The following is a 20,470-nucleotide window of genomic DNA, read 5'->3' as shown; positions in this document are numbered from 1 at the left end:
CAGAATAATGATCAATTTGGATTATGTCAATCATAAATTTTTAATATTATGATTGATTTGGTTCATTTTTTTCTTGTATTCATTATCCAATTAAAATATGCCTAAAAAAATGATTATGTTCAATCAACCTGATCAATCGACAAGCATTCCGGAATGCATATAACCTCTGCGGGTCTCCGAATCAATTCTCGAATATGAACTTCAAGAGCATCGTTCTCCAGCTCGGACAAGCCGAACGTAAACGTCGCTAACCCTTCGATCGATTTATCCAATCCCGATCTGCCGAATCCGAATACAGTCATCTGTCCATTCATGGGCCAATAGGAATCCGTGGAGCCATCATCGTCGTGATGGATCACAAATAAGGATCGACCAAGCTCGAATTCTTTGAAGTACACCCATTTCTCCCCTGCGAGGCGCTCCGTCCATCGATCCTCCCCCTTGCTCCACACACCCGGAGAACGCACGACCTCGAATTGCTCGACATCGAATCGACCGCCAGGCGTTCCCTCGTAAAGGAACCAATACGGATGCCCGGCACGCAGAACGCTCATTCGCGCGTGTGAGGGGAACAGGTCCCACCGGCATGCCCATTTGCCATCCAGCGTCTCGGATAGAAGGCTGATCTTGAGCGGACCTTGTTCGATTATGCGACTGGCGGCCCCCTCCGCCCCGGGATGAAATTGCCCCTCCGGATGCACCATATTCGGAATGCCTCGAAATTCCCCGGCGGGACCGCCGCCCGGCCGATAGCCGATCCAATCTCTCCCCTCTCGGTCCAATACGCTGGAGAACCCGGCCGCCTGCTTCTGGTAGTAGTATGTCAGGAACTCTGACGATATACGAAAGCATTCCTGGCCTTCATCCATGATGTTGTCGTCGACCGTAACCAGCTTCTGCGCCATGACAGGGACGAAGCTCTCTCCGCATGTATTGTAGTAAAGATGATAATAACGGGGAGTATCAGTATCTTGGGAGGGCGGCATCCAAATCAGCAAAGCACCAGTATTGGCATCTGCTACCCCGTAGGCATGCTGACTCCATTGGAAAATGACGTCCGAACGCAAGCATCGTCCTTCTGCATCTGTCTCCGCGATAACGATCGAGTCCGGATTCAGAGTCGCCCCTTCCGATCGTGGCAGCGGGGGGCCTCCGTGATCGATTGTGACGGAGAGCTCCGCGATCTGCGGAACCCTCCCAATACCAAGCGAAGGCACTTGAAGTTTAATTCTGAATCGGCGATCCTCCCAAACCCAGTCGGAATTCACGCCGGTGTATAGTGCCTGCATCTCCATTATTTTTTCCCTTTCGCCGCATACCATTCATTCACTTCCTTGGTAATCTGGCTGCCGCCGAGCGTTTTCCACTCCTCCACGAATTTGTCGAATTCCTCGATCGGCGCTTTATTGGTGATGATGCTCGTCATGACCTCCAGCTCCTTCTGATCGAGAATCGACTTTTTCGAAGCCATTGTCAGCGTCGGCGTCGATATGAATTCATCGAACATGTACCGGTCTTCCTTCAGATATTGGTTCATCAGCTCCATACTGCCGCCCGGACGCGTCTTCATCCACGTGCCCCACTTCTCATCGTCGCCGTTCAAGAACGCCATCGTCTCCTGATACATCAGGCTGCCCAATACATCATCCTTCACACTGCTATTGTCCTTCGCCGCCACAGCCTTCGACATCAACCCGCCCAGCCTAGCATATTGATCCAGTGGCGTCACGACAAGAGGGTTCAGCTGCCACAGGCCTTGATCCAGCTTCCCGTACTTGAATGGACGGTTCTCAGCGGTAAGGGGCTCCGAATCGATCTTGATCCAGTGGTTCAACAGCTGGATTACCGCTTCCGGATTTTTGGTTTTCTTGCTTACGACGTAATAGCCCTTCACCCCGAGAGGCGCGACCGTCTTGGCCGGGCTGCTGTCGGCCGAGACGAGCGGGAAGACAGACCAGTCCTGGGTCAGCTTCCGATTTTTAACGGCGACAGCCCACAATGGAGAGTTCCCCGCATAGAACGGACCGAAGGTCATGCCGATTTGATCGACGTACGCAAGCTGGCTTTCTTTGGCATGGTCCTTCGTATAGAACTCCGGATCGATCTGCCCCGATTTGTACAAGTCCTGAAGCACTTTAAGCGCCGCCTTCATCTGCGGTTGAATGCTGCCATACACCAGATTGCCTGTTGCATCCTTCACCCAGGTCTGCGGGTAAGCGTGATGGCCGTAGAACATCCCCAAGAACCCATAGTTCGCATTATAAATCTCCTTCTGTGCGGCGAACCCATAGGAATCTTTTTTGCCGTTTCCGTCCGGATCCCGGTTCGTAAACGCTTCCGAGATGGCCAGCAAATCACTCATTGTCTTAGGCGGCTGCAAATTCAGCTTCTGCAGCCAGTCGTTCCGGATGTAAACAAACTGAGCTGCGTTATAGGGGCTGTCGGTAGCCGGAATCGCCATCAGTTTGCCGTTATACTTGGCCGAATCGAGCTGCTTGCCGCCATCAACCATCATGAACTTCTTCGTTTGCGGAGAAGCGAATTTGTCGTAGACTGCGGACAGATCGGCCAGCATGTCGTTATCGATCAACTGCTGCAGCTCAGACGCCGTTACTCTCATCAGATCGGGAATATCGCCTGAAGCGATGGACAATGTTACCTTCTGCGAATACTGATTGCTCGCAATCGTCCATTTTTTGGTCAGCTTGATGCCCAAGTCCCGCTCGTATGCGTCGAAGACCGAGTTTTTCTCGTAGGACGAGCCTCCGTCGAAGAAGAGGGTAGGATAAACTTCTCCTACAATGGACAGCTCGACCGGCGGATCGAATTTGCCAGCCTTGGGGGTAGGGGAAGACGACACCCCTGGCGATTCCCCGACAGTAGCGGGAGGCTCTGAGCTGCTGCATGCCGACAATACGATAAGAAACGAAGCCATAAGGGCGATGCTACGTGCTGTTGCGCTAGATTTCATGGACAACCTCAACCTCCAGAATAATGATTGTTATGAATCATAATACTTAAAAATATTAATGCTTTTCAATCAAATTTGTTTTTGATATGATCAAATCAAATCATGAATGACAAGGAGAACCCGATTCTTATGCAAAATGATCGACAAGAACAACTGATACAGCTGCTCGAACAGCATGTGATGCTGCGCATTCAGCAGCTCTGCGATAAGCTTCACGCATCTCCGGCTACGATCCGCCGCGATCTGGCTCATCTGGAGGAGCAAGGTTATGTGCTTCGCGTGAACGGCGGAGCTATGATGAATGCCAGGGCTACCGTCGGAACGGCTGAACGCTCGCTTGAAGCGATAGGCCCATTGGACACCTGCAAGAAAGCGATTGCCAGAGTCGCCATTACACTGGTTCATGAAGGCGACACCATATTCATCGATTCGGGCTCCACCAATAATGAAATCGCCGAGCTGCTCACCGGCTTGTCGAATATCTCGATCGTAACCAACAGCGTTGAAATCGCCTACAAGTTCAAGCTGCTGGCTAGATCCCGCAACATCTCCGTCTTTGTCTGCGGCGGCACGATCAAGGAGTTCACTCCAGAAGCAAGCATCGTCGGACCTTTGGCGGAGCAAATGATTTCTCAATTTCGAGCTAATGTCGCCTTCATCGGCACTGCCGCCATCGACCTTCAGCATGGAGTGACCGAACCTTACTTGCTGGTCGCCAACATTAAGAAGACGATGATTGAATATTCCTCCAAAGTCGTGCTTACAGCCGATCACAGCAAATTCGGAAAGGTTAACATGGCGCATGTGTGCCATTTGAACAATTTGCATCATGTCATAACAGACCAATTGACGCCGGATTCCTACGTCGACAGTCTGTCAGCAGTCGGAGTTCAGGTAACCAGAGCGATGCTGTCCTGAGTCGGCTGCAGCCCCTCCGCAACTTAGCTAATCTTGGCAGAAACCGCTTCCAGCGCCTGCGACTTGCCGTATTTCGGAGTCGCTCCTCGACCGGCAGCCGCCCAATGGACAGCATTCGAGATGACGCGCAGCACGTCCTTGTTGTAATAGGTCGGGAACTCTTCGTGACCAGGCCGAAAATAAAAGATTTTTCCTTGACCACGGTGATACGTACAGCCGCTGCGGAACACGTCCCCTCCCTCGAACCAGCTCACAAACACCAGTTCGTCGGGGGCGGGAATGTCGAAATGCTCTCCGTATGTTTCCTCGCGCTCCAGCTCGAAGTATGAGCCAAGTCCTTCCGCGATCGGGTGGGCAGGGTCGACGACCCAAATGCGCTCTTTTTCGTCGTTCTCCCGCCACCTCAAGTCGCAGGAGGTGCCCATCAGACTTTTGAACACCTTGGAGAAATGGCCGGAATGCAGTACGATCAGCCCCATGCCCTTCCATACCCGCTTGCGTACGCGTTCCACAATTTCATCGGATACGAGATGATGCCGCATATGCCCCCACCAGATCAGCACATCCGTGTTATCCAGCACCTCTTCGGTCAATCCGTGCTCTTCTTGATCCTGAGTGGCTGTTCTTATGCTCAGCTCCTCGGAACGAATACCCTCTGCGATGGCGCCGTGGATGCCGTTCGGATAGATCCGGATGACCTTCTCATCCTTCTTCTCATGCCAATTTTCATTCCATACCGTTACTCGAATCAACCCAAGCGCCTCCCTTTTCTAGTTTCTCTCTCCAAACCCTGCGCCTGCCCCTCATTCCCCTGGGCTGCTATTGCGCCGGTGTCAGAGGAACCTCGCACGCCCACAGCTGAAGCTGGGGTTTGTCCCTAAGCTGGCGGCTGCTCGTACAGAGCCAAAATTTCCACTCCGCCTCGCCCATATCCGCCGGCCGGGAAGCGGCATGCACAATCTGCTCTCCCAGCTCCAGCTTGAGCGGACTGGAGTGGATGCCGTTCCACAGGAATACTTCATTCTCGCAGCGAAGCAATACGCGGCCAGGCTGAAGCATTATGATCTGAGCGGTCGGCTCCGCCGTCGAATACGATTCAAGCGACGGGACGGACAAGGTCACCTCGACCGACTGGCCAACGCTTGTGAAATACAGGATGGAATACCCGGATTCGCTCCTCCTCACTCCGGCCGCATGTCCCTTCAGCGAATCCCAGCAGACGATCTGCCTGCCGACAAGCTCGATGCCGGCTTTCTTCGTCTTTCTCTGCGGCAGCTTGAACAAATCTCCATTCCGCAGCAGCACATACAGGACGAGCCCGTCTGCAACCAGACTGCGGATCTCGCTTTCAAAGCCGCCTACCGTCTGCATCCTGCCTTGCTCGGCAAAGCTCAGTTCATTGCCCGCTCCGAGCCATATGCCTCCTCCTGCGCGGGGAGCGATGGCTACAGCCGGATGCTCAAGCTCGATCATCTCCGGGTAGCTCTCTTCCGCCTTATGGCGCTGGAAACGCCATGGGCTGTTCTTCGGACTTCTCACCAGCTTGGAAGACCAGGTGCGCCATATTCCATCCTCCGCATTGGCTGCTGCAGTAAGCGGAAGTCCCAGATGCAACGTACCGATGACCGCTTGCAGCTCAGGACGTATCTCCCATAGAAAGCCGTCGCGCGAAGCGACGAGGCAGCGATCCTCATCGATCGGGACAATCCCTTCCGGGATCGCGGGCTCATCGCCAATCGGGAAGGAGGAGACGAGGCGCAGGCCGTTTTGATCGGCTGCCTTAAGCGAGGGCTCATCTTCAGGTGCAGCAGAGGCGCGCAGGCTGCCGAACCAATCGGGCGGCAGACGAAGCAGCCGGCTATTATGGTCCAGCGTGCTCACACTGACCTTATCTCCATGAATATCGATGATTCGCGATTGCCTGAGCCCGTCTCGGGTGCAGGAGCCGTGAACGCCTGTTATGAAAAATCGAGTTCCACTGCGGACGGAGCTTGAATCCGCGTGATCGTGTCCAAGATGGTAGTGCGCAGAGAACCATAGCTTGATGGCGGGAAACTCGCGGATCAGCTCCATCCAACGCCCATAGCGGTGGTTCTGATCCAGGTAGGCGTTAGTCGCCCGCACATGAACGCGCGGAACCGTTCGCAATCCCGCCCCCATCGGAGGCGCGTGGGTGAAGAAGATGCACGGGACTCCCGGTCTCTCCCGGAGCTTGCCAATAAGCCAGCTGAAATGCTCGTCTGTTACGTAGCATTCCTGCTCCATGTAGCAGGAATCTTCAGGCTGCAAATCCGTTCCGATAAAGAAGAGTCGAAAACCTTCGTACTCCAGCACACCATTAGTTGAATCCAATTCGAATGTCGATAAAAACGCTTTCTCCATCGTTCCCTTAGGCTGCAGCCCGACTTGTCCCGTCTCTCTCTGCATGTCGTGATTGCCAAGAATCGGACGCAGAGGCGCCTCCAGTCGTCTTAAAAACCCATAAGCCTGCTCTAAGCCTTCTACGCCGCCGATCGTGGCGTTGCAGCCGAAATCGCCGAGCGGTACAACCAAATCGGGCGAGCAGCCGTTGATGTCGTCGATCGCTTGCCGTGTCAGGTCGAACTCGTCTTTATGGATATGGAAATCTCCGAGCACTACTATCCGCAAATGGAATCCTCCCTCTCTAGCTGCTAGTATAAATTGTCATGCAGTCCCTTAAACCTCGTAGGTTTTACCTTCAATGGGCCACAGGACATGGCCTGTGAAAACCTCTTGCGCAGCGCGAACGCTTTCTTCCGCTTTGGCAAGCGGGCCGTGAACGAGCATCAATTGGCCGACCTCCGCTTGGCTGGCAACCTTGCCCGCATCGATCGCGCCTGAGTGCAGAAAGGCATTCTTCTCCGGATCGGCTTCTACCGGACCTAGTGATGCCTCGTGGATGAGCAGCGACGTCCCTCGAACGTGCTCGATGATCGGCTCGTAATAAGCCGAATCGCCTGCAAACGAAAACTCCTTGCCAGTCACCTTATCCCAGAACCGGTAGCAGACCCCCTCCACAGGATGGAGCGTCGGGCAAGTAGTGAACTTGAATTCCTCCGCCTCATAGGATTGCCCGGGCGTTAGCGGGATCAGCTTGGGCAGCTCAACACCCGGCCAGAACCTCTCAACCTGCAGGAAGCTGAGCGCTTGTTTGATGACAAACTCAAGCTCTGCCTGCGGGCCGATAAAGGTAACCTCGCCCAGCTTTTTTCGGCTCAGCAGAAAATACAGCAGCGATGGCAGCGACAAATAATGATCGTGATGGAAATGGGTGAACAAGACGTACTTGAGATCGCTAGGCTGAACGCCCAGATTTCGCAAGTTCGATACGACATTCCACCCGGTGTCCACCAAGATGGAATGATTGATCAAGAAGCTGGCCGTGTCGCTCCCAACATCCGGCGTAGCGGTCGATGTACCTAGAAACGTGATTGAAGTTGCAGTCCTTGCTATGATCATCACCCCCAAATTGATTGATTTCAAGCTTTACCTTGATCTATAATAATCATATTATCATTCTATGATGATTTCAAGACCAAAAACACAAGAAAAATGATCATTTCAAATCATTATTTCAGCTACAGCCATCTGAACTATTGCAATGTTGCGATTTTTGATAAACTATTCCTATTACCTTTAATGAAGGAGCGTGACGAACGATGCGGATCGACCGTCAAGAACGACTTGTCAAGCTGCTCGAAACGAACGTAATGCTAAGAATACATGAGTTGTGCGAGCTGTTGGGCGCTTCCCCCGCAACCGTGCGCCGCGATCTGAGCGAGTTGGAGGAAAAGGGGGTCATAAAGCGGATCAATGGCGGCGCCATGCTGAATGCGCGCTCGGATTTCTCCCCGCCTCCAAGCCATGAGGAGCAGGATCCGTTCTTGCTGTACAAGCAGGCGATCGCACGGCTTGCCGTCTCCCTGGTCAAGGAGGGCGATACGATCTTTATCGATGCCGGCACCACCAATATCGAGATTGCCGAGCTGCTCTCGGGTTACTCCAACATTTCCATTATTACGAACAGCATCGAAATTGCTTATTTGTTCAAGAAATATGCGATGGGGAGAAAAATCTCTGTGTATGTCTGCGGAGGTACGATTGGAGAAGTGACCCCGGAGGCTAGCATTGTAGGGCCGCTGGCCGAGCAGATGATTACTCAATTTCGGGCCAGCATAGCCTTCATCGGAACGTCCGGCATCGATCTGCAGCACGGCGTTACCGACCCTCACTTCCTGCTGGCCAGCATCAAGAAACGGATGATCGAGTTTTCTTCCAGAGTTGTTCTTGTCGCCGACCATAGCAAATTCGGCAAGGTCAATATGGCTCATGTGTGCAATCTGAGCAGTCTTCATCACGTCATTACCGATTCCTTGACGCCCGCCTCCTTCGTCGAGAGCATGACCACCCTCGGATTAAAAGTATGGCGGGCAGAACTGGAATAAGGCATGGCTATTGCGCTTCGTCCACTAGCATGGCCGGATTTTCACATTGCCGAAGCTCGCATCCGTATGATGGGCCAGCAGCAGCACCGCGCCTTCCGTTCGCTCTCCGATAAATCCGCGGCCTTCAAGCGCCCAGTTTGCCGGCTCCGTCTGATCCGATTGCCATACTTTTATTCCATAATGCGCTGTCTCGTTCGGACAGGATCGAACAAACGCTTTGAATATGTACGGCACCCCGAGCTCCAGCCGAATGACGCATTGCTGTTCGTTCAACGGCTGGACGTTGTTGCCGTACAGACGCAGATGGAAATGGTGGGGATCTCTGCCAAAATTGTATTCATATAGCGCGAGCGCCCCGTAAGGGTAATACCCGTACCGGGGTTGCCGGCCGTCCCAATCCGCATGGCCTTGCCACCGGAGTACGATGCCTACATTGTATCCATATCCGATCGGATTGACGCCCTTGATGTCGAAGCCGTGGATCGTCACCGGGACCGTGACCTCGTAATCGCTCCAAGCGATGTCGCCTACCCCGATTACCCTGTCGTAGCCAGGCGCGAGCGTGCGCACACAGCCGTCCGCCAAACCCCACAGGCCGTCGATTACCTGTGCGGCATCGTCTATCCGGGCAACGTCGCGCCAGTCGATCTCCAACTCCGGTGAACGTCTGCGTTCCCCGCCGTAATGGAATATCACTTCGGAAATCGCGATCCCGCCCGACACGTCCACTGCCTCTAATCGTAACGTATGAGTACCTTCGGAGAGACCCTCCGTCACTATTTCCACGTTGAAATCGCCGGGTCGGGACAATCTGCGGCGATCCGGCCCCAGCGACAGCTTGACGGGAAAATCCCCGTCAAGTGTGTAGAATAGCTCAGCCACATAGCGGGCGGGCCGGACGTTGCCGAGGATGTTGATTGCGTCCTGGGGGATCCCCTGCCGTCCGAAGCTTCTTTCACAGCCATACCATACATCTATTGTCAGCATACAGTTCCTCCTCGGTTCAATAAGGGAAGATAGTCCTCTTCGGCATCGTCGTATACTTCTTGCGGCACGACGCCGCAAGCGGCATCGGTATGCCCCGTCAGACGATTGGCCGTCGCGATCCGGCGCCTCCGCTCTGCGATCGCTTGCCTGCGTTCCTCTCCCAGCGCGGAGCGTTCGCCGCGCACTTCCTGCCAATTGACGGATTGCACCTCGCCCAGCAGCAGCGCCTCCGGGTGAATGAAGTCGATGCGTTTGCCGCGCAAATCCAGGTACAGCATGTCGCCCGTTTGCAAATACAGCATGCCGCCCCCGCTGAAAGCTTCCGGCGTCATATGTCCGACGGCGGCGCCTAGCGTAACGCCGGAGTAGCGGCCGTCGCTGATGACGGTGACCAGCTTGCGAAGTTGCCGGTTGGCATTGATATATTGCATCGGCGTGTACATCTCCGGCATCCCGAAGGCAGCCGGACCTTGCCCGGAGATGACAACGGCCAGCTTCAACGCACCGGAAGCGGCCATGGCGTCGAACAAGTTGTCGTTGTCGGCCAATTCCAGCTCCGCGAAGCGATCCGGCGCATTATGCCGCAGCGCGGCCAGCAGTCGGTCGCGCGGGAGGATGCGGTCCCGCTTCAGGCGATCTAGCAGCGCCGGGTCCAGCAAATGAGCGTTCGCTTCCTCTTCGTTGTGGAAATATAGGACGAAATTGACCTTTTTATCGAAGCTGTCCAGTTGAGGAGTAGGCATTCCGCTGATTTTGACGACGGCGCTTTCGAAAAAATTGCCGTTCAGCACATCCACGCCGCTGAATGGCCGGCGAGGAGAGGACAGAATAACCCGATCTCGTGGCGCACGATCGGCGGACAACCCTCCTCGCCTTCCGTCGTTCAGCCGCTCCCCCCATGTCGTGCCAGTTACGGTCGGCGCCTCCGTATCCATCGGCACACCGTGGCGAAGCAGCTCATGGAATAGCGTCTCCATGCCGCGGCTGTCTCCGGAGCAGCACTGCTGCGCTAACGTGAAAATGTCACGGCCTTCCGTCAAGCTGTAATCGAGCAGATCGGGCACCGGGAACTCGCGGCGGAGCCGGTCGTACTCCCGCAGGCTAAACCGAAAGCCGCCGTACAGCATGGCGGCCACAGTATGCATCAGCAAATTGGTGGAGCCGCCCGAGGAGCTGTGAATGCGAATCGCATTGCGAATATTCGCCGCCATAAGATGAAGAATGCGGTACTTCGGCTTGTTGATCATCGCGGCGAAGGCGTCGACCGCCTCGTAAACCTGAGCCGCCGTCGGCGGCTGGGTAAGCAATTCAAGCGCGGGATGCACAAGCCCCAGACCGGCGACCAGATGACGGGAGCTGTTCCCCGTGCCGTTGAAGGCGCACACGCCGCCCTGCGCGTCGCAGGTGCTGACCGCGAGCCGCTTCTCCAGCGCCTTATGCTGCTCGTGCGTTAGGAGCCCCCGCCGCCGGGCACGCTCGAATACGCCTTGGAAGGAAGTGTTCGTGGAGCAGACGAGCACATAGGCCACCGTATCGCGGATGTCCTCCGCGATATCTTGTGCGCCTGCCCGCTCGGCCTTCCCGGCCAGCTCCTCCAGATCGGGCAGCAATTCCTCCGGGTAAGCGCCGCCATGCAGCACATGCGCGGGCGCGAACGTGGCGAACAGTGGCGCTTCGCCGCGGCGGCTACGGACGCGGTCGACATGGGCCAGCGCGCTGACGACGCCGAGCGGCTGCTTGTCGCAGCCCTGGATGACGAATGCGCCGTGATAGCTGTGAGCCTCCATCTGATTCGCCACCATCTGGGCGACGGCGTTGCGGCTTTGCAGCGAATAGCTCATTCCCTGGTTGTCCTGGGCGGTGCCGTCGCACATCACCGGCGTGGAGAACTGGAACGGCACGCCGCCGTTGCGCCAAATACGCAGCGCCGCATACGCAATCGTCCGATAATCCATGATGTGCGCGGGGTGATCGGCCGAGCCGCCGATGATGGCAATGCGCGGCGCGTTGTCCTCCAGCCGGTCGAAGATGCGTTCCAGCGTCCAGTCCGGCTTCGCTCCGTCGTATTCGGCGCCTAGCGTCTGCTTTGCCCGGTCCAGCAGTCCCGCCACCGTAATCGGCTCGTTCGATTTGGACAATACCGTATCGCGGTACGGATTGATCAGGCTCTCGATATTCGGGTACGCTGCGCTCATCCCATTCCCCTCTTCCCCTGCACAATCTCCTCCGCCTTGACGACGATCGCGGCGGCGTCCACGCCGTAATGCGCCATCAGCTTCCGATAATCCCGGCCAGAGCTGCAGAAGCGGTCGTTCACGCCTACGCGCTTCACCAGAGCGGGGGCCGCTTCGGCGGTCACCTCGCACACTGCGGCGCCCAGGCCGCCAATAACGTTGTGGTCCTCGGCAGTGACGATACCCGCTGTCTCCTTCGCCGCCCGCACGATCGCCTCGCGGTCGATCGGCTTGATCGTATGACAGTCTAGCACTCTCGCCCGAATCCCACGACCGGCGAGCACGTCGGCAGCCAACAGCGCCTGCTCGACCATATGCCCGGTGGCGATGATCGCCACATCTGCTCCGTTGCGCAGCTCGACCATCCGCCCCAGCTCGAATTTCGTTCCGGCACGGTGAATCACTCGGGCATCCTGCCGGCCGAGCCGCATATAAACCGGACCGTTATAGGCGGCGATCGCCTCGGTCGCCCATTCGGTGGTCACCGGGTCGGAAGGTGAGACGACGGTCAAATTCGGAATCGCGCGCATAATCGCCAGATCCTCCGTCGCTTGGTGCGTCACCCCGTCGCCGGCGATTTCCAGACCGGCGTTCGTCGCCACGATCTTCACGTTGAGCCGCGGATAGCACACCGATGTGCGCACCTGCTCGCTCGCGCGCAGGCAGGCGAACATGGCGAACGTGCTGGCGAACGGTACGAGGCCCATCGTGGCCAAGCCCGCGGAGACACTAATCAGATTTTGCTCGGCGGCCCCCATGTTGAAGAATCGTTCCGGAAATTTCTTGGCGAAATGAAAGGTGTTCGTCGATTTGGAAATGTCGGCGTCCAACACGACGATGCGGGGATCCGTCTCTCCCAACCGGGCGACGGTTTGCCCGTACACGACGCGGTTGGCAACCGCTTCCTTCCCTTGGTAAACGTATGTTCCGCTCATTTGGCCGCCCCCTCCTTGATGTCCCGCAGCGCCAGCTCTGTCTGCTCCGGCGTCGTCGGACCCGCATGCCACGCGCTGTCATTCTCCATGAACGATACGCCCTTGCCTTTGACGGTTTCCGCCACGATTACGGTCGGACGGCCATTCGGCTCCAACGCTTGCTCCACCGCTTCATGAATATCGGCCAAGCAGTGGCCGTCTATGCTGTATACGTTCCAGCCGAACGCCTCGAACTTCTGCGCGATCGGCTCCACATTCATGATCGACTTCGTGAACCCGTCCGTCTCCAGCTTGTTGTTGTCCACGAATGCGATCAAATGGTCCAGCCCGTAATGAGCCGCCGCCATCGCCGCCTCCCACACCTGGCCTTCCTGCAGCTCTCCGTCTCCGAGCATGACATAGATGTTGCAGCTCTTGCCCTGCAGCTTCGCCCCCAAGGCCATGCCTGTCGCACAGGAAAAGCCTTGGCCGAGCGAGCCGGTCGTCATGTCGACGCCCGGCGTCTTGTTCATGTCCGGATGTCCCTGCAGCTTGCTCTCGATATCCCGCAGCGTCCACAGCGTCTCCTCTGCATAATAGCCCCGCTCTGCCAATACCGCGTATAGAGCGGGACTGCAGTGCCCCTTGGACAGCACGAATCGGTCGCGGTCCGGCCACAGCGGCTCCTGCGGTCTGACATTCATCCGGTGAAAATACAAGTAGGTCAGGATGTCGATGGCGGACAACGATCCGCCGTTATGGCCGGAGCCTGCCTGCTCCACCATACGAACGATGTTCTCGCGCAGCTTTTGCGCCGTCCGCCGGAGCAGCGATTCATCGAATGACACTGGCATTCGCCTCCCCCTCTAATGGCTGCCGCCAGCCGCGTTTTTGGTCGCAGCGCTGGCGAAGTATTCCGACGGTATTCGGCCGCTCACTGTCCAACCTCCGTCGACGTAGAAAATCTGTCCCGTCATATAGCTGGAGTCGTCCGAAGCCAAGAATACGGCGGGACCGACCATTTCCTCCGGAGCGGCCACCCTGGCGAGCGGCACCATCTCGCCCCACGTTCGGGCATAGTCGGGATCGTCGTTTGTATTGCGATCCACAAGCGTCGGACCGGGAGCGAACGTATTGACCCGAATGCGATAAGGGGCCAGCTCAACCGCGAGCTGCTTCGTCATCGCATGGATGCCGCCTTTGCTGGAGGCGTAAGCGACCAAGTTTTTCACCCCGAGCTCGGCGCAGTTCGTAGAAACGTTAACGATGCTGCCGCCGCCGCTGTCCCTCATCATTTTGGCCGCCTCCAGACTACAGAAGAACGTGCCGCGCAAATTCGTTTCCATGACCGTATCCCATTTTTCCACCGTCGTCTCGAACAGCCCCGTCCAGCCCGTTAACCCGGCGTTGTTGACAATCGCATCCAGCCGGCCGAACTGCTCCCGGATCGTCCGGAACATGGCGACAATGTCGTCCGGCCTGGAGATATTCGCCTGGACCGCGACGGCTCGCCCGCCCTTGCCGGCAATCTGCGCTACGACCTGCTCCGCTCCTTCTTTGTCGGTATTGTAATTGACGATCACATCGGCGCCTTCATCCGCCATGCCGAGCGCGATCGCTCTGCCGATCCCTTTGCCCGCGCCGGTCACCAGCACGATTTTGTTCCGCAATCTCATCCCCGTTTGCTCCTCACTCGTCGTATGAAATAAGCACCTTGACGCCCTGCTTGCTCTCGCACAGCTCGAACGCTTCCCGCCATTGACTAAGCGGAAGCTTGTGCGTGATGATCCGGGACAGCTCGATTTTCCTCTGCTTCAACAGCCGCAGGACGCCGTCCCACGACTTGAGCGAATGTCCGAGCGAGCCGAATACGGCCGCCTGCTTGTACAGAATCGTGTCGTACGGCAGCGTTACGTCTTGCCCGATAATCCCGACCTGGATGTGCTTACCCATCTTCTTCAGGGACTGGAAGCACGATACGATCCCCCGTGCCGCCCCCGAGCAATCGACGGAAACATCGACGCCCCTGCCTTGCGTCTCGCGGTCGACTATGTCCGCCAGCCGCTCGGACGATACGTCCACGACGACATCGGCTCCAAGCCTACCGGCCATCTCCAGCCGGACGGCGTCCTCCTTCGTTCCGGCTACGATCGTCTTGCAGCCTTTGGCAACGAGCAGCATCAGGCACAGCAGGCCGATCGGCCCCGGCCCCGTCAGCAACACCGTATCGCCGGCGTGAATATCCGTCAGCTCCTCAATGGCCTGAACGGCGCAAGCGAAAGGCTCGGACAGCGCCCCCTCCTCATAGGACACTTCGTCCGGCAGCAGGTAGGCCTGATCCTCGCGAACGACGACGTATTTCGTGAAGCTGCCGTTCACGCCGTGCCCCATGCCTCTGCGGACCGGACAAAACATATAATGACCTTGCCGGCAATATTCGCATTGGCCGCAGACGACGGCCGTCGAGCCGAGCACCGCCACGCGGTCTCCGGCTTTCAGCCGGCGAACCCCGCTTCCCGCCTCGACAATCTCCCCCGCAAACTCGTGTCCGAGCGTCACAGGCGGGTAATTCTTGAACGTGTCGTGATAGACGTGAAGATCCGTTCCGCAAATGCCGGTACAAGCGACGCGGACTTTCACCATGCCCGGTCCGCATGCCGGCTCCGGAATAACGGCAAGCTCCACGTTGCCCGGTCCGGAATTCAGCTTCATGAGCGCTAACATCGTTCTCTCTCCTTCTCGTAGGCCCTCTGCCCTCGGCCGCCTGTCATCTGTCTATGGTCACCCAGCGCTTTTCCACCGCCGCTTGGTTGATTGCCTCGATCACTTTCTGGCAGACGAGGCCGTCCCTGAAGTTCGGCGACGGCAGCTGCCCGGTTTCGATCGCGCGGAACAGCTCGTAAAATTGATGGGTAAATGTATGCTCCCAGCCGATCAGATGGCCGGGAGGCCACCAATACCGAATGTACGGATGGCTCGCCTGTGTCACGAGAACTTGACGGAAGCCCTGGCAGTCTTCCGGATCGCGGCGGGAATAGACCTGCAGCTCGTTCAGACGCTCCAGCTCGAAGCGCACGCTTCCCTCGGTGCCGTTCACCTCGAACCAGAGTCCGTTTTTGCGGCCGGAGCTCATCCGATTCGTCTCGAACACGCCCAGGGCTCCGCAGGCGAACCGCGCGGTGAAGACGGCCGCATCGTCCGTCGTCACTACCCGCTTCTGTCCGCCTCCGGCAATTGGCCGCTCCTTGACGAAAATTTCCATCGCCGCCGACACTTCCTCGAATTCGCCGATCAAATACCGTGCCAGATCGATGATGTGCGAGCCTTTGTCCGCCATCGAACCGGCGCCGGCAACCGCTTTATCGAAGCGCCAGATGAACGGCAGCTCGTCGTCCAGCGTCCAGTCCTGCTGGTAGAAGCCTTTGAAAGAAATGATGGCGCCGAGCCTGCCTTCTTCGATCAGCCGTTTGGCCAGCATGACGGCCGGGACCCGCCGATAATTGAAGTTGACCAGATGCATAGCCCCGCCCGACTCCACTGCGGCAAGCATTTGCTCGGCTTCGCCCAATGTCGTGGCAAGCGGCTTCTCGCACAGAATGTGCTTACCCTTTTGGGCCGCCGCAACCGCAATTTCGCAATGGGTATTGCCTGGACTGGCAATGTCGATAATGTCGATCTCCGGATCGTCAACGACGCTTTCCCACGATGTCGACCACTTCTCCCAGCCGAGCTTGCCGGCCACCCTCTCCACTTCGCCTTCGTTTCGTCCGCAAATCGTATGCAGCCGGGGCGTAACCTGCAGATCATCCGCCATCATGTATAAATTTTTCAGACCGTGCGTGTGCGCCCGACCCATGAAGTTGTAGCCGATCAAGCCGACGTTCAGCGTTTTTTTCATTCGTTCCTCCCCTTTCCCGTTAACCGGCGCACGCTGCTCCTGCTCACCCTGTTGAGCCGTCCGCCATTTGCCAGGCTGCGGCCGGCTGCTGCACCGCCAGCTTGCCTCCGGTTACTTCCAGAATGCAGCCGGTGATGTACGAGGCTTGCGACGAAGCAAGAAAGACGAGCGGAGCCGCGACTTCCTCCGGTTCTCCGAAGCGCCCGAGCGAAATTTGAGACAGCAGCCCTTCTCGGTTGCTAGCAATCGCTCCGCTGTTCATGTCGGTGGCGATTACGCCCGGAATGTAGGCGTTCACACGGATGCCGTAAGGCGCCAGCTCGCCTGCCATCGCTCGCGTCAGGTTGCTGATCGCTGCCTTGGATGCGGCGTAGAGAGAGCTGCCCGCCGACGGAATAAGCGCAGCGTAGGAGGAGGCGTTCAGAATGACGCCGCCCCTCCCCTGCCGCCTCATGAGCGCGGCGCCCGCCTGCCCGCAGAACAGCAGGCTCTTGAAGTTCACCGACATCGTCTCCTCGTAGTCGCTCTCCTGGATGTCCAGGAATGGCATGGCTGTTCGGTAAATGCCGGCGTTGTTGATCAGAATGTCGAGCCCGCCCATCTCCTCCTCCATAAAGCGGAACAGAGCACGCACATCTTCGGGCGAGGCTATGTCCGCGCACTTGCCGCGGACGACGGCGTCCGGTCGGCTCAATTCCGCGAGCGCCGTCTCCAGCCGCCCCTCGTTCGTGCCGTTGATCGCCACCTCGGCGCCTTCCTGCAGCAGCGCTCGCGCCACGGCCATTCCTATGCCTCTCGTCGAGCCGGTAATCAGCGCTTTTTTGCCATGAAGCTGTAAGTCCATCCGCTCATCTCCCCGTCTGCGTCGACCGCCGCCTCATCTCCATCGCCACGTCGACGATCATGTCTTCCTGTCCGCCGACAACTTTGCGTTTGCCCAGCTCGATCAGAATGTCGCGCGGGTCGAGGCCGAACTTCTTGACTTGACGCAGCGTGTGCAGGAGGAAGCTGGAATATACGCCGGCGTAGCCGAGCGACAACGAGGCTTTGTCGATGATCTGCGGTCTGTGCATGACCGGCCGGACCGTGTCCTCGGCCGCATCCATCATGGCGTATACGTTCACGCCGGTATCGATGCCGAGCTTGTCGAGCACAACAGCCAGCACCTCGGTAGCCGCGTTGCCCGCTCCGGCCCCCATGCCGGCCAGGCTGCCGTCGAGGACCGAGGCGCCGGCTTCGATCGCCGCCAGCGAGTTGCCGATCGCCATGCCCAGATTATTGTGGGCATGGAAGCCGACCTCAACCTGCAAGCTGCTCCGCAGCGCATCCACTTTCGAACGCACCTCGTCGGCCAGCATCGCTCCGGCGGAATCGACGACATAGACGACACTTGCGCCGTAGGACTCCATTACCAGCGCCTGCCGCACCAGCATATCCGGGTCAACCATATGCGACAGCATAAGAAATCCCATTACTTCCAGACCGATATCCGCCGCCAGACGCATATGCTGCGCGGAAATATCCGCTTCCGTCGCATGCGTGGCGATACGGGCGATTTCCGCGCCTTCCTCGCGAGCCATCCATAAGTCTTCTTTGACCCCGACGCCCGGCAGCAGCAGGACCGCCAGCTTCGTGTCCTTCAGCTCACCCTTCGCCAGACGAATCGCTTCGCGATCGGACAGCTTGCCGTAGCCGTACTGAATCGACGAGCCTCCGAGCCCGTCGCCATGGCTCACCTCGACCGCGTACGGACGTGCGTGATTCAGGGCTCGTGCGATGGAGCGGACTTCCTCTTCCTTATATTGATGCGCGACGGAATGACTGCCGTCGCGCAGAGTCGAATCGACCAAACGAATTTTCCGCTTTGTCTCCATGACGGTTCCACCCTACCCCTTTTCGCTTAGGCTCATTTTTCGCGCCGCCGCTTCCCCCGCCGCCAGCGCGGCGGACGTCATAATGTCCAGATTGCCCGCATACTTGGGCAAGTAATCCCCCGCTCCCTCGACTTCGACAATAACCGTTACTCTTCTTCCATCGAATATCGGCTCGTATTTCAGTCGGTAGCCGGGAACGTAGCTGCGCACTCGGGCAACCATCTCTTCAATCGAACGGACGATCGGCGCAGGCTCGGCCTCTTCCGCCAATTCGGCATAGATCGTGTTCTGGCTGACGATCGGAGGCTCTGCCGGATTCAGAATAATAATCGCCTTTGCCCGACCCGCTCTCCCCGTCTCGGCGACCGCCCGCGCAGTCGTCACCGTGAATTCGTCGATGTTGGCGCGGGTACCCGGCCCTGCGCTGACGCTGGCGATCGTGGATACCGTTTCCGCATAGAGCACTTCCGTCACCCGCGAAATCGCCATGACGATCGGTATCGTTCCTTGTCCGCCGCATGTAACCATGTTGACGTTGTCCGTCTGCAGCCGTTCCAGATTCGGATCGACGGCCGGCACATAGTACGGCCCGACGGCCGCCGGCGTCATGTCCACGGCGAATTTCCCCGCCGCCCGCAGCAGCGGCGCATGTCGCCGATGAGCCGCCGCGCTCGTCGCGTCGAACACCATGCGGATGGACGGATCGCTCAGAATGGCCTCGATTCCGTCCGACGATGTCGGCACACCCAGCCGCTTCGCCCTCGCTATGCCGTCGGAAGCCGGATCGATTCCGCTGAACAGCGCGATCTCCAGCTCGCGGCCGCGCGAAATCGTTTTTTTCAACAAATCCGTTCCGATATTGCCCGTTCCCAGTATTGCGGCTCTGATCGCCACAACCGATCACCTTCCCCATGGATAGTTCTTATCCGATTTTATTCCATACTCGACTGTGCTATAGTTCTACTAAACGACCCCATGAACGAATGAACCACAATCGATCGCGAGGTGCTAACGATGTCCGAACCGCACAGAATTCCCTTCGGCACGCGCAATGTCATCGACGAATGCTTGCTGCCGGACCTGACGACCACCTTCAAGCTGTATGGCATGCATGCTCGCCAAGTCAACAGCAATTGGTCCTTTCCGGAGCATAGCCATCCGCGGCTGTTCGAAGTCAACTTCCTGCTGCATGGCAGCCAGACAATGGAAGTGTCGGGGCAGCCCTACTCGCAGTCGGAAGGCGATCTGATCTTCATCCCGCCGGACACGCCGCATCGTTGCTTCGTCACCAGCTCGCCGGACATGAGCTTCTTTTGTTTGCATTTTCATATTGAAGACGAAGTCTTTCACCGCTCCATGCTGCAGTTGAAGGACGTCCTGTACTTGTCTGACTCGCGCATGGTTCAGACGATCCGGCCGACGCTGCAGAAGCTGGCGCAGTTGACCCGATCGCCCCAGCCGCTGACCCTGCACAGCCGGATGAAAATTCACGAGGCGGCGTTTCAATTGCTGGCCTGCCTGTCGGAGTTCATCGTCAGCGTCACGGAACAAGAGCGGGAGCACGAATCCGAAGATCATCAGCTGACATGCCGCATCGCCGCGTGGCTCGAACAATCCGTCAACTGGTCGATGCTGAACAATGCCAACCCTGATATCTCCAAATCGGTGATCCAAAGCATCTCCCGCGAATTCGGAGTCAGCAAGTCCAACTGCTATCGGCTGTTCCAGAAAGTATACGGCATCTCCCCCAGACAGTATTTGACGGACGTCATCCTGCGCGAAGCCAAGCAATTGCTCAAGGGCGACATGCTGTCCATTCAGGAAATATCGGATCAACTCGGTTACCGCAATACCGTCTGCTTCAGCCGCCAGTTCAAGCGTTGGACGGGCCTGTCTCCAAGCGGTTACCGCGACCAGACCCAGGACCGCAGAACCGACTTCCGGCTGGAAACCAATATGACCGCGCCGATCCTTGAATAATGGTTGTCACCCTTTTAAAGTAGCACGCGCCGCGCCGCAATAACATGACCTAACCATCAAAGTTAGTTGAACAAATGATTCAGAGTGTTTTTTCGGAAAAACTATAAGGAAAGATCACTCTGGTGGTCCTCTGGCGTAAGGATTCCGTTGGGCTACTCTGAAAATTCGTCTCATTAGTCAGCATCCATGGTACCGCCTCGCGGCATCGGTGTCTGTAGTCCGATTTTT

18 protein-coding genes are annotated in these 20,470 nt (G+C 57.4%); 3 read left to right on the top strand and 15 right to left on the bottom strand.

Features of this window, described 5'->3' with window-relative positions; genetic code table 11:
* Positions 1–119: 119 nt before the first annotated feature.
* Both PKO02S_RS12625 and PKO02S_RS12620 read right to left on the bottom strand, forming a co-directional pair.
* Positions 120–1,295, bottom strand: a complete 1,176-nt coding sequence (locus PKO02S_RS12625) for a hypothetical protein (RefSeq protein ID WP_127583263.1) — start codon at positions 1,293–1,295, stop codon at positions 120–122.
* Positions 1,295–2,971 (bottom strand): type 2 periplasmic-binding domain-containing protein, encoded by a 1,677-nt coding sequence (locus tag PKO02S_RS12620; RefSeq protein WP_127583260.1) that lies wholly within the window; start codon positions 2,969–2,971, stop codon positions 1,295–1,297. The genes PKO02S_RS12625 and PKO02S_RS12620 overlap by 1 nt, the downstream gene beginning before the upstream one ends.
* 129 nt (positions 2,972–3,100) lie before the next feature.
* Here PKO02S_RS12620 and PKO02S_RS12615 point away from each other — a divergent pair, with 129 nt between their 5' ends.
* Positions 3,101–3,889 carry a DeoR/GlpR family DNA-binding transcription regulator gene (locus PKO02S_RS12615; protein ID WP_164821418.1) on the top strand — a complete coding sequence of 263 codons (789 nt, stop codon included), beginning with the start codon at positions 3,101–3,103 and terminating at the stop codon, positions 3,887–3,889.
* A gap of 23 nt (positions 3,890–3,912) precedes the next feature.
* Here PKO02S_RS12615 and PKO02S_RS12610 read toward each other — a convergent pair whose 3' ends face one another.
* The 3 genes from PKO02S_RS12610 to PKO02S_RS12600 all read right to left on the bottom strand — a co-directional run bounded on the left by PKO02S_RS12610 (position 3,913) and on the right by PKO02S_RS12600 (position 7,369).
* A complete protein-coding gene (locus tag PKO02S_RS12610) occupies positions 3,913–4,641 on the bottom strand; it encodes a ThuA domain-containing protein (RefSeq protein WP_127583256.1) in 729 nt (242 codons plus the stop codon).
* 67 nt (positions 4,642–4,708) lie between these two features.
* On the bottom strand, positions 4,709–6,538 hold the full coding sequence (locus PKO02S_RS12605) for a metallophosphoesterase family protein (protein WP_164821417.1): 1,830 nt from the start codon (positions 6,536–6,538) through the stop codon (positions 4,709–4,711).
* Positions 6,539–6,586: 48 nt separating this feature from the next.
* The gene (locus PKO02S_RS12600; protein ID WP_127583253.1) at positions 6,587–7,369 is read right to left on the bottom strand and encodes an MBL fold metallo-hydrolase; all 783 of its coding nucleotides are present in this window, start codon (positions 7,367–7,369) and stop codon (positions 6,587–6,589) included.
* A 200-nt stretch (positions 7,370–7,569) separates the two neighbouring features.
* Between PKO02S_RS12600 and PKO02S_RS12595 the strand changes: the two genes are divergently transcribed.
* Positions 7,570–8,355 carry a DeoR/GlpR family DNA-binding transcription regulator gene (locus PKO02S_RS12595; RefSeq protein ID WP_127583251.1) on the top strand — a complete coding sequence of 262 codons (786 nt, stop codon included), beginning with the start codon at positions 7,570–7,572 and terminating at the stop codon, positions 8,353–8,355.
* A gap of 24 nt (positions 8,356–8,379) precedes the next feature.
* Here PKO02S_RS12595 and PKO02S_RS12590 read toward each other — a convergent pair whose 3' ends face one another.
* Genes PKO02S_RS12590 through PKO02S_RS12545 form a run of 10 tightly spaced genes read right to left on the bottom strand, consistent with a single transcriptional unit; the run spans position 8,380 to position 19,156 of the window.
* The gene (locus PKO02S_RS12590; RefSeq protein WP_127583248.1) at positions 8,380–9,342 is read right to left on the bottom strand and encodes a hypothetical protein; all 963 of its coding nucleotides are present in this window, start codon (positions 9,340–9,342) and stop codon (positions 8,380–8,382) included.
* Positions 9,336–11,537 carry a dihydroxy-acid dehydratase domain-containing protein gene (locus tag PKO02S_RS12585; protein WP_127583246.1) on the bottom strand — a complete coding sequence of 734 codons (2,202 nt, stop codon included), beginning with the start codon at positions 11,535–11,537 and terminating at the stop codon, positions 9,336–9,338. Before PKO02S_RS12585 ends, PKO02S_RS12590 begins: the two co-directional genes overlap by 7 nt.
* Positions 11,534–12,511, bottom strand: coding sequence for a transketolase family protein (locus PKO02S_RS12580; protein ID WP_127583244.1), 978 nt, complete (start codon positions 12,509–12,511; stop codon positions 11,534–11,536). Before PKO02S_RS12580 ends, PKO02S_RS12585 begins: the two co-directional genes overlap by 4 nt.
* Positions 12,508–13,338 carry a transketolase gene (locus tag PKO02S_RS12575; RefSeq protein ID WP_246066958.1) on the bottom strand — a complete coding sequence of 277 codons (831 nt, stop codon included), beginning with the start codon at positions 13,336–13,338 and terminating at the stop codon, positions 12,508–12,510. The genes PKO02S_RS12580 and PKO02S_RS12575 overlap by 4 nt, the downstream gene beginning before the upstream one ends.
* Positions 13,339–13,356: 18 nt before the next feature.
* Positions 13,357–14,166 (bottom strand): SDR family NAD(P)-dependent oxidoreductase, encoded by an 810-nt coding sequence (locus PKO02S_RS12570; RefSeq protein WP_127583240.1) that lies wholly within the window; start codon positions 14,164–14,166, stop codon positions 13,357–13,359.
* 13 nt (positions 14,167–14,179) lie between these two features.
* On the bottom strand, positions 14,180–15,214 hold the full coding sequence (locus PKO02S_RS12565) for a zinc-dependent alcohol dehydrogenase (RefSeq protein WP_127583237.1): 1,035 nt from the start codon (positions 15,212–15,214) through the stop codon (positions 14,180–14,182).
* A 43-nt stretch (positions 15,215–15,257) separates the two neighbouring features.
* Positions 15,258–16,388: a Gfo/Idh/MocA family protein gene (locus PKO02S_RS12560; RefSeq protein ID WP_127583235.1), complete on the bottom strand. Its 1,131-nt coding sequence runs from the start codon at positions 16,386–16,388 to the stop codon at positions 15,258–15,260.
* A gap of 43 nt (positions 16,389–16,431) precedes the next feature.
* Complete coding sequence (locus PKO02S_RS12555) at positions 16,432–17,232, bottom strand: SDR family NAD(P)-dependent oxidoreductase (protein WP_127583233.1); 801 nt, start codon at positions 17,230–17,232, stop codon at positions 16,432–16,434.
* A 4-nt stretch (positions 17,233–17,236) separates the two neighbouring features.
* On the bottom strand, positions 17,237–18,262 hold the full coding sequence (dmpG, locus tag PKO02S_RS12550) for a 4-hydroxy-2-oxovalerate aldolase (protein WP_127583230.1): 1,026 nt from the start codon (positions 18,260–18,262) through the stop codon (positions 17,237–17,239).
* Positions 18,263–18,274: 12 nt separating this feature from the next.
* Positions 18,275–19,156: an acetaldehyde dehydrogenase (acetylating) gene (locus tag PKO02S_RS12545; RefSeq protein ID WP_127583228.1), complete on the bottom strand. Its 882-nt coding sequence runs from the start codon at positions 19,154–19,156 to the stop codon at positions 18,275–18,277.
* A gap of 120 nt (positions 19,157–19,276) precedes the next feature.
* Here PKO02S_RS12545 and PKO02S_RS12540 point away from each other — a divergent pair, with 120 nt between their 5' ends.
* The gene (locus PKO02S_RS12540; RefSeq protein ID WP_127583225.1) at positions 19,277–20,242 is read left to right on the top strand and encodes a helix-turn-helix domain-containing protein; all 966 of its coding nucleotides are present in this window, start codon (positions 19,277–19,279) and stop codon (positions 20,240–20,242) included.
* Positions 20,243–20,470: the final 228 nt, after the last annotated feature.

Origin of the sequence: Paenibacillus koleovorans NBRC 103111 (genome assembly GCF_004000845.1) — a bacterium.
GTDB classification, from domain to species: Bacteria; Bacillota; Bacilli; order Paenibacillales; family NBRC-103111; genus Paenibacillus_AA; species Paenibacillus_AA koleovorans.
Note: the sequence above shows the minus strand (reverse complement) of the source record. Positions and strands in the feature narration are given on the sequence as shown.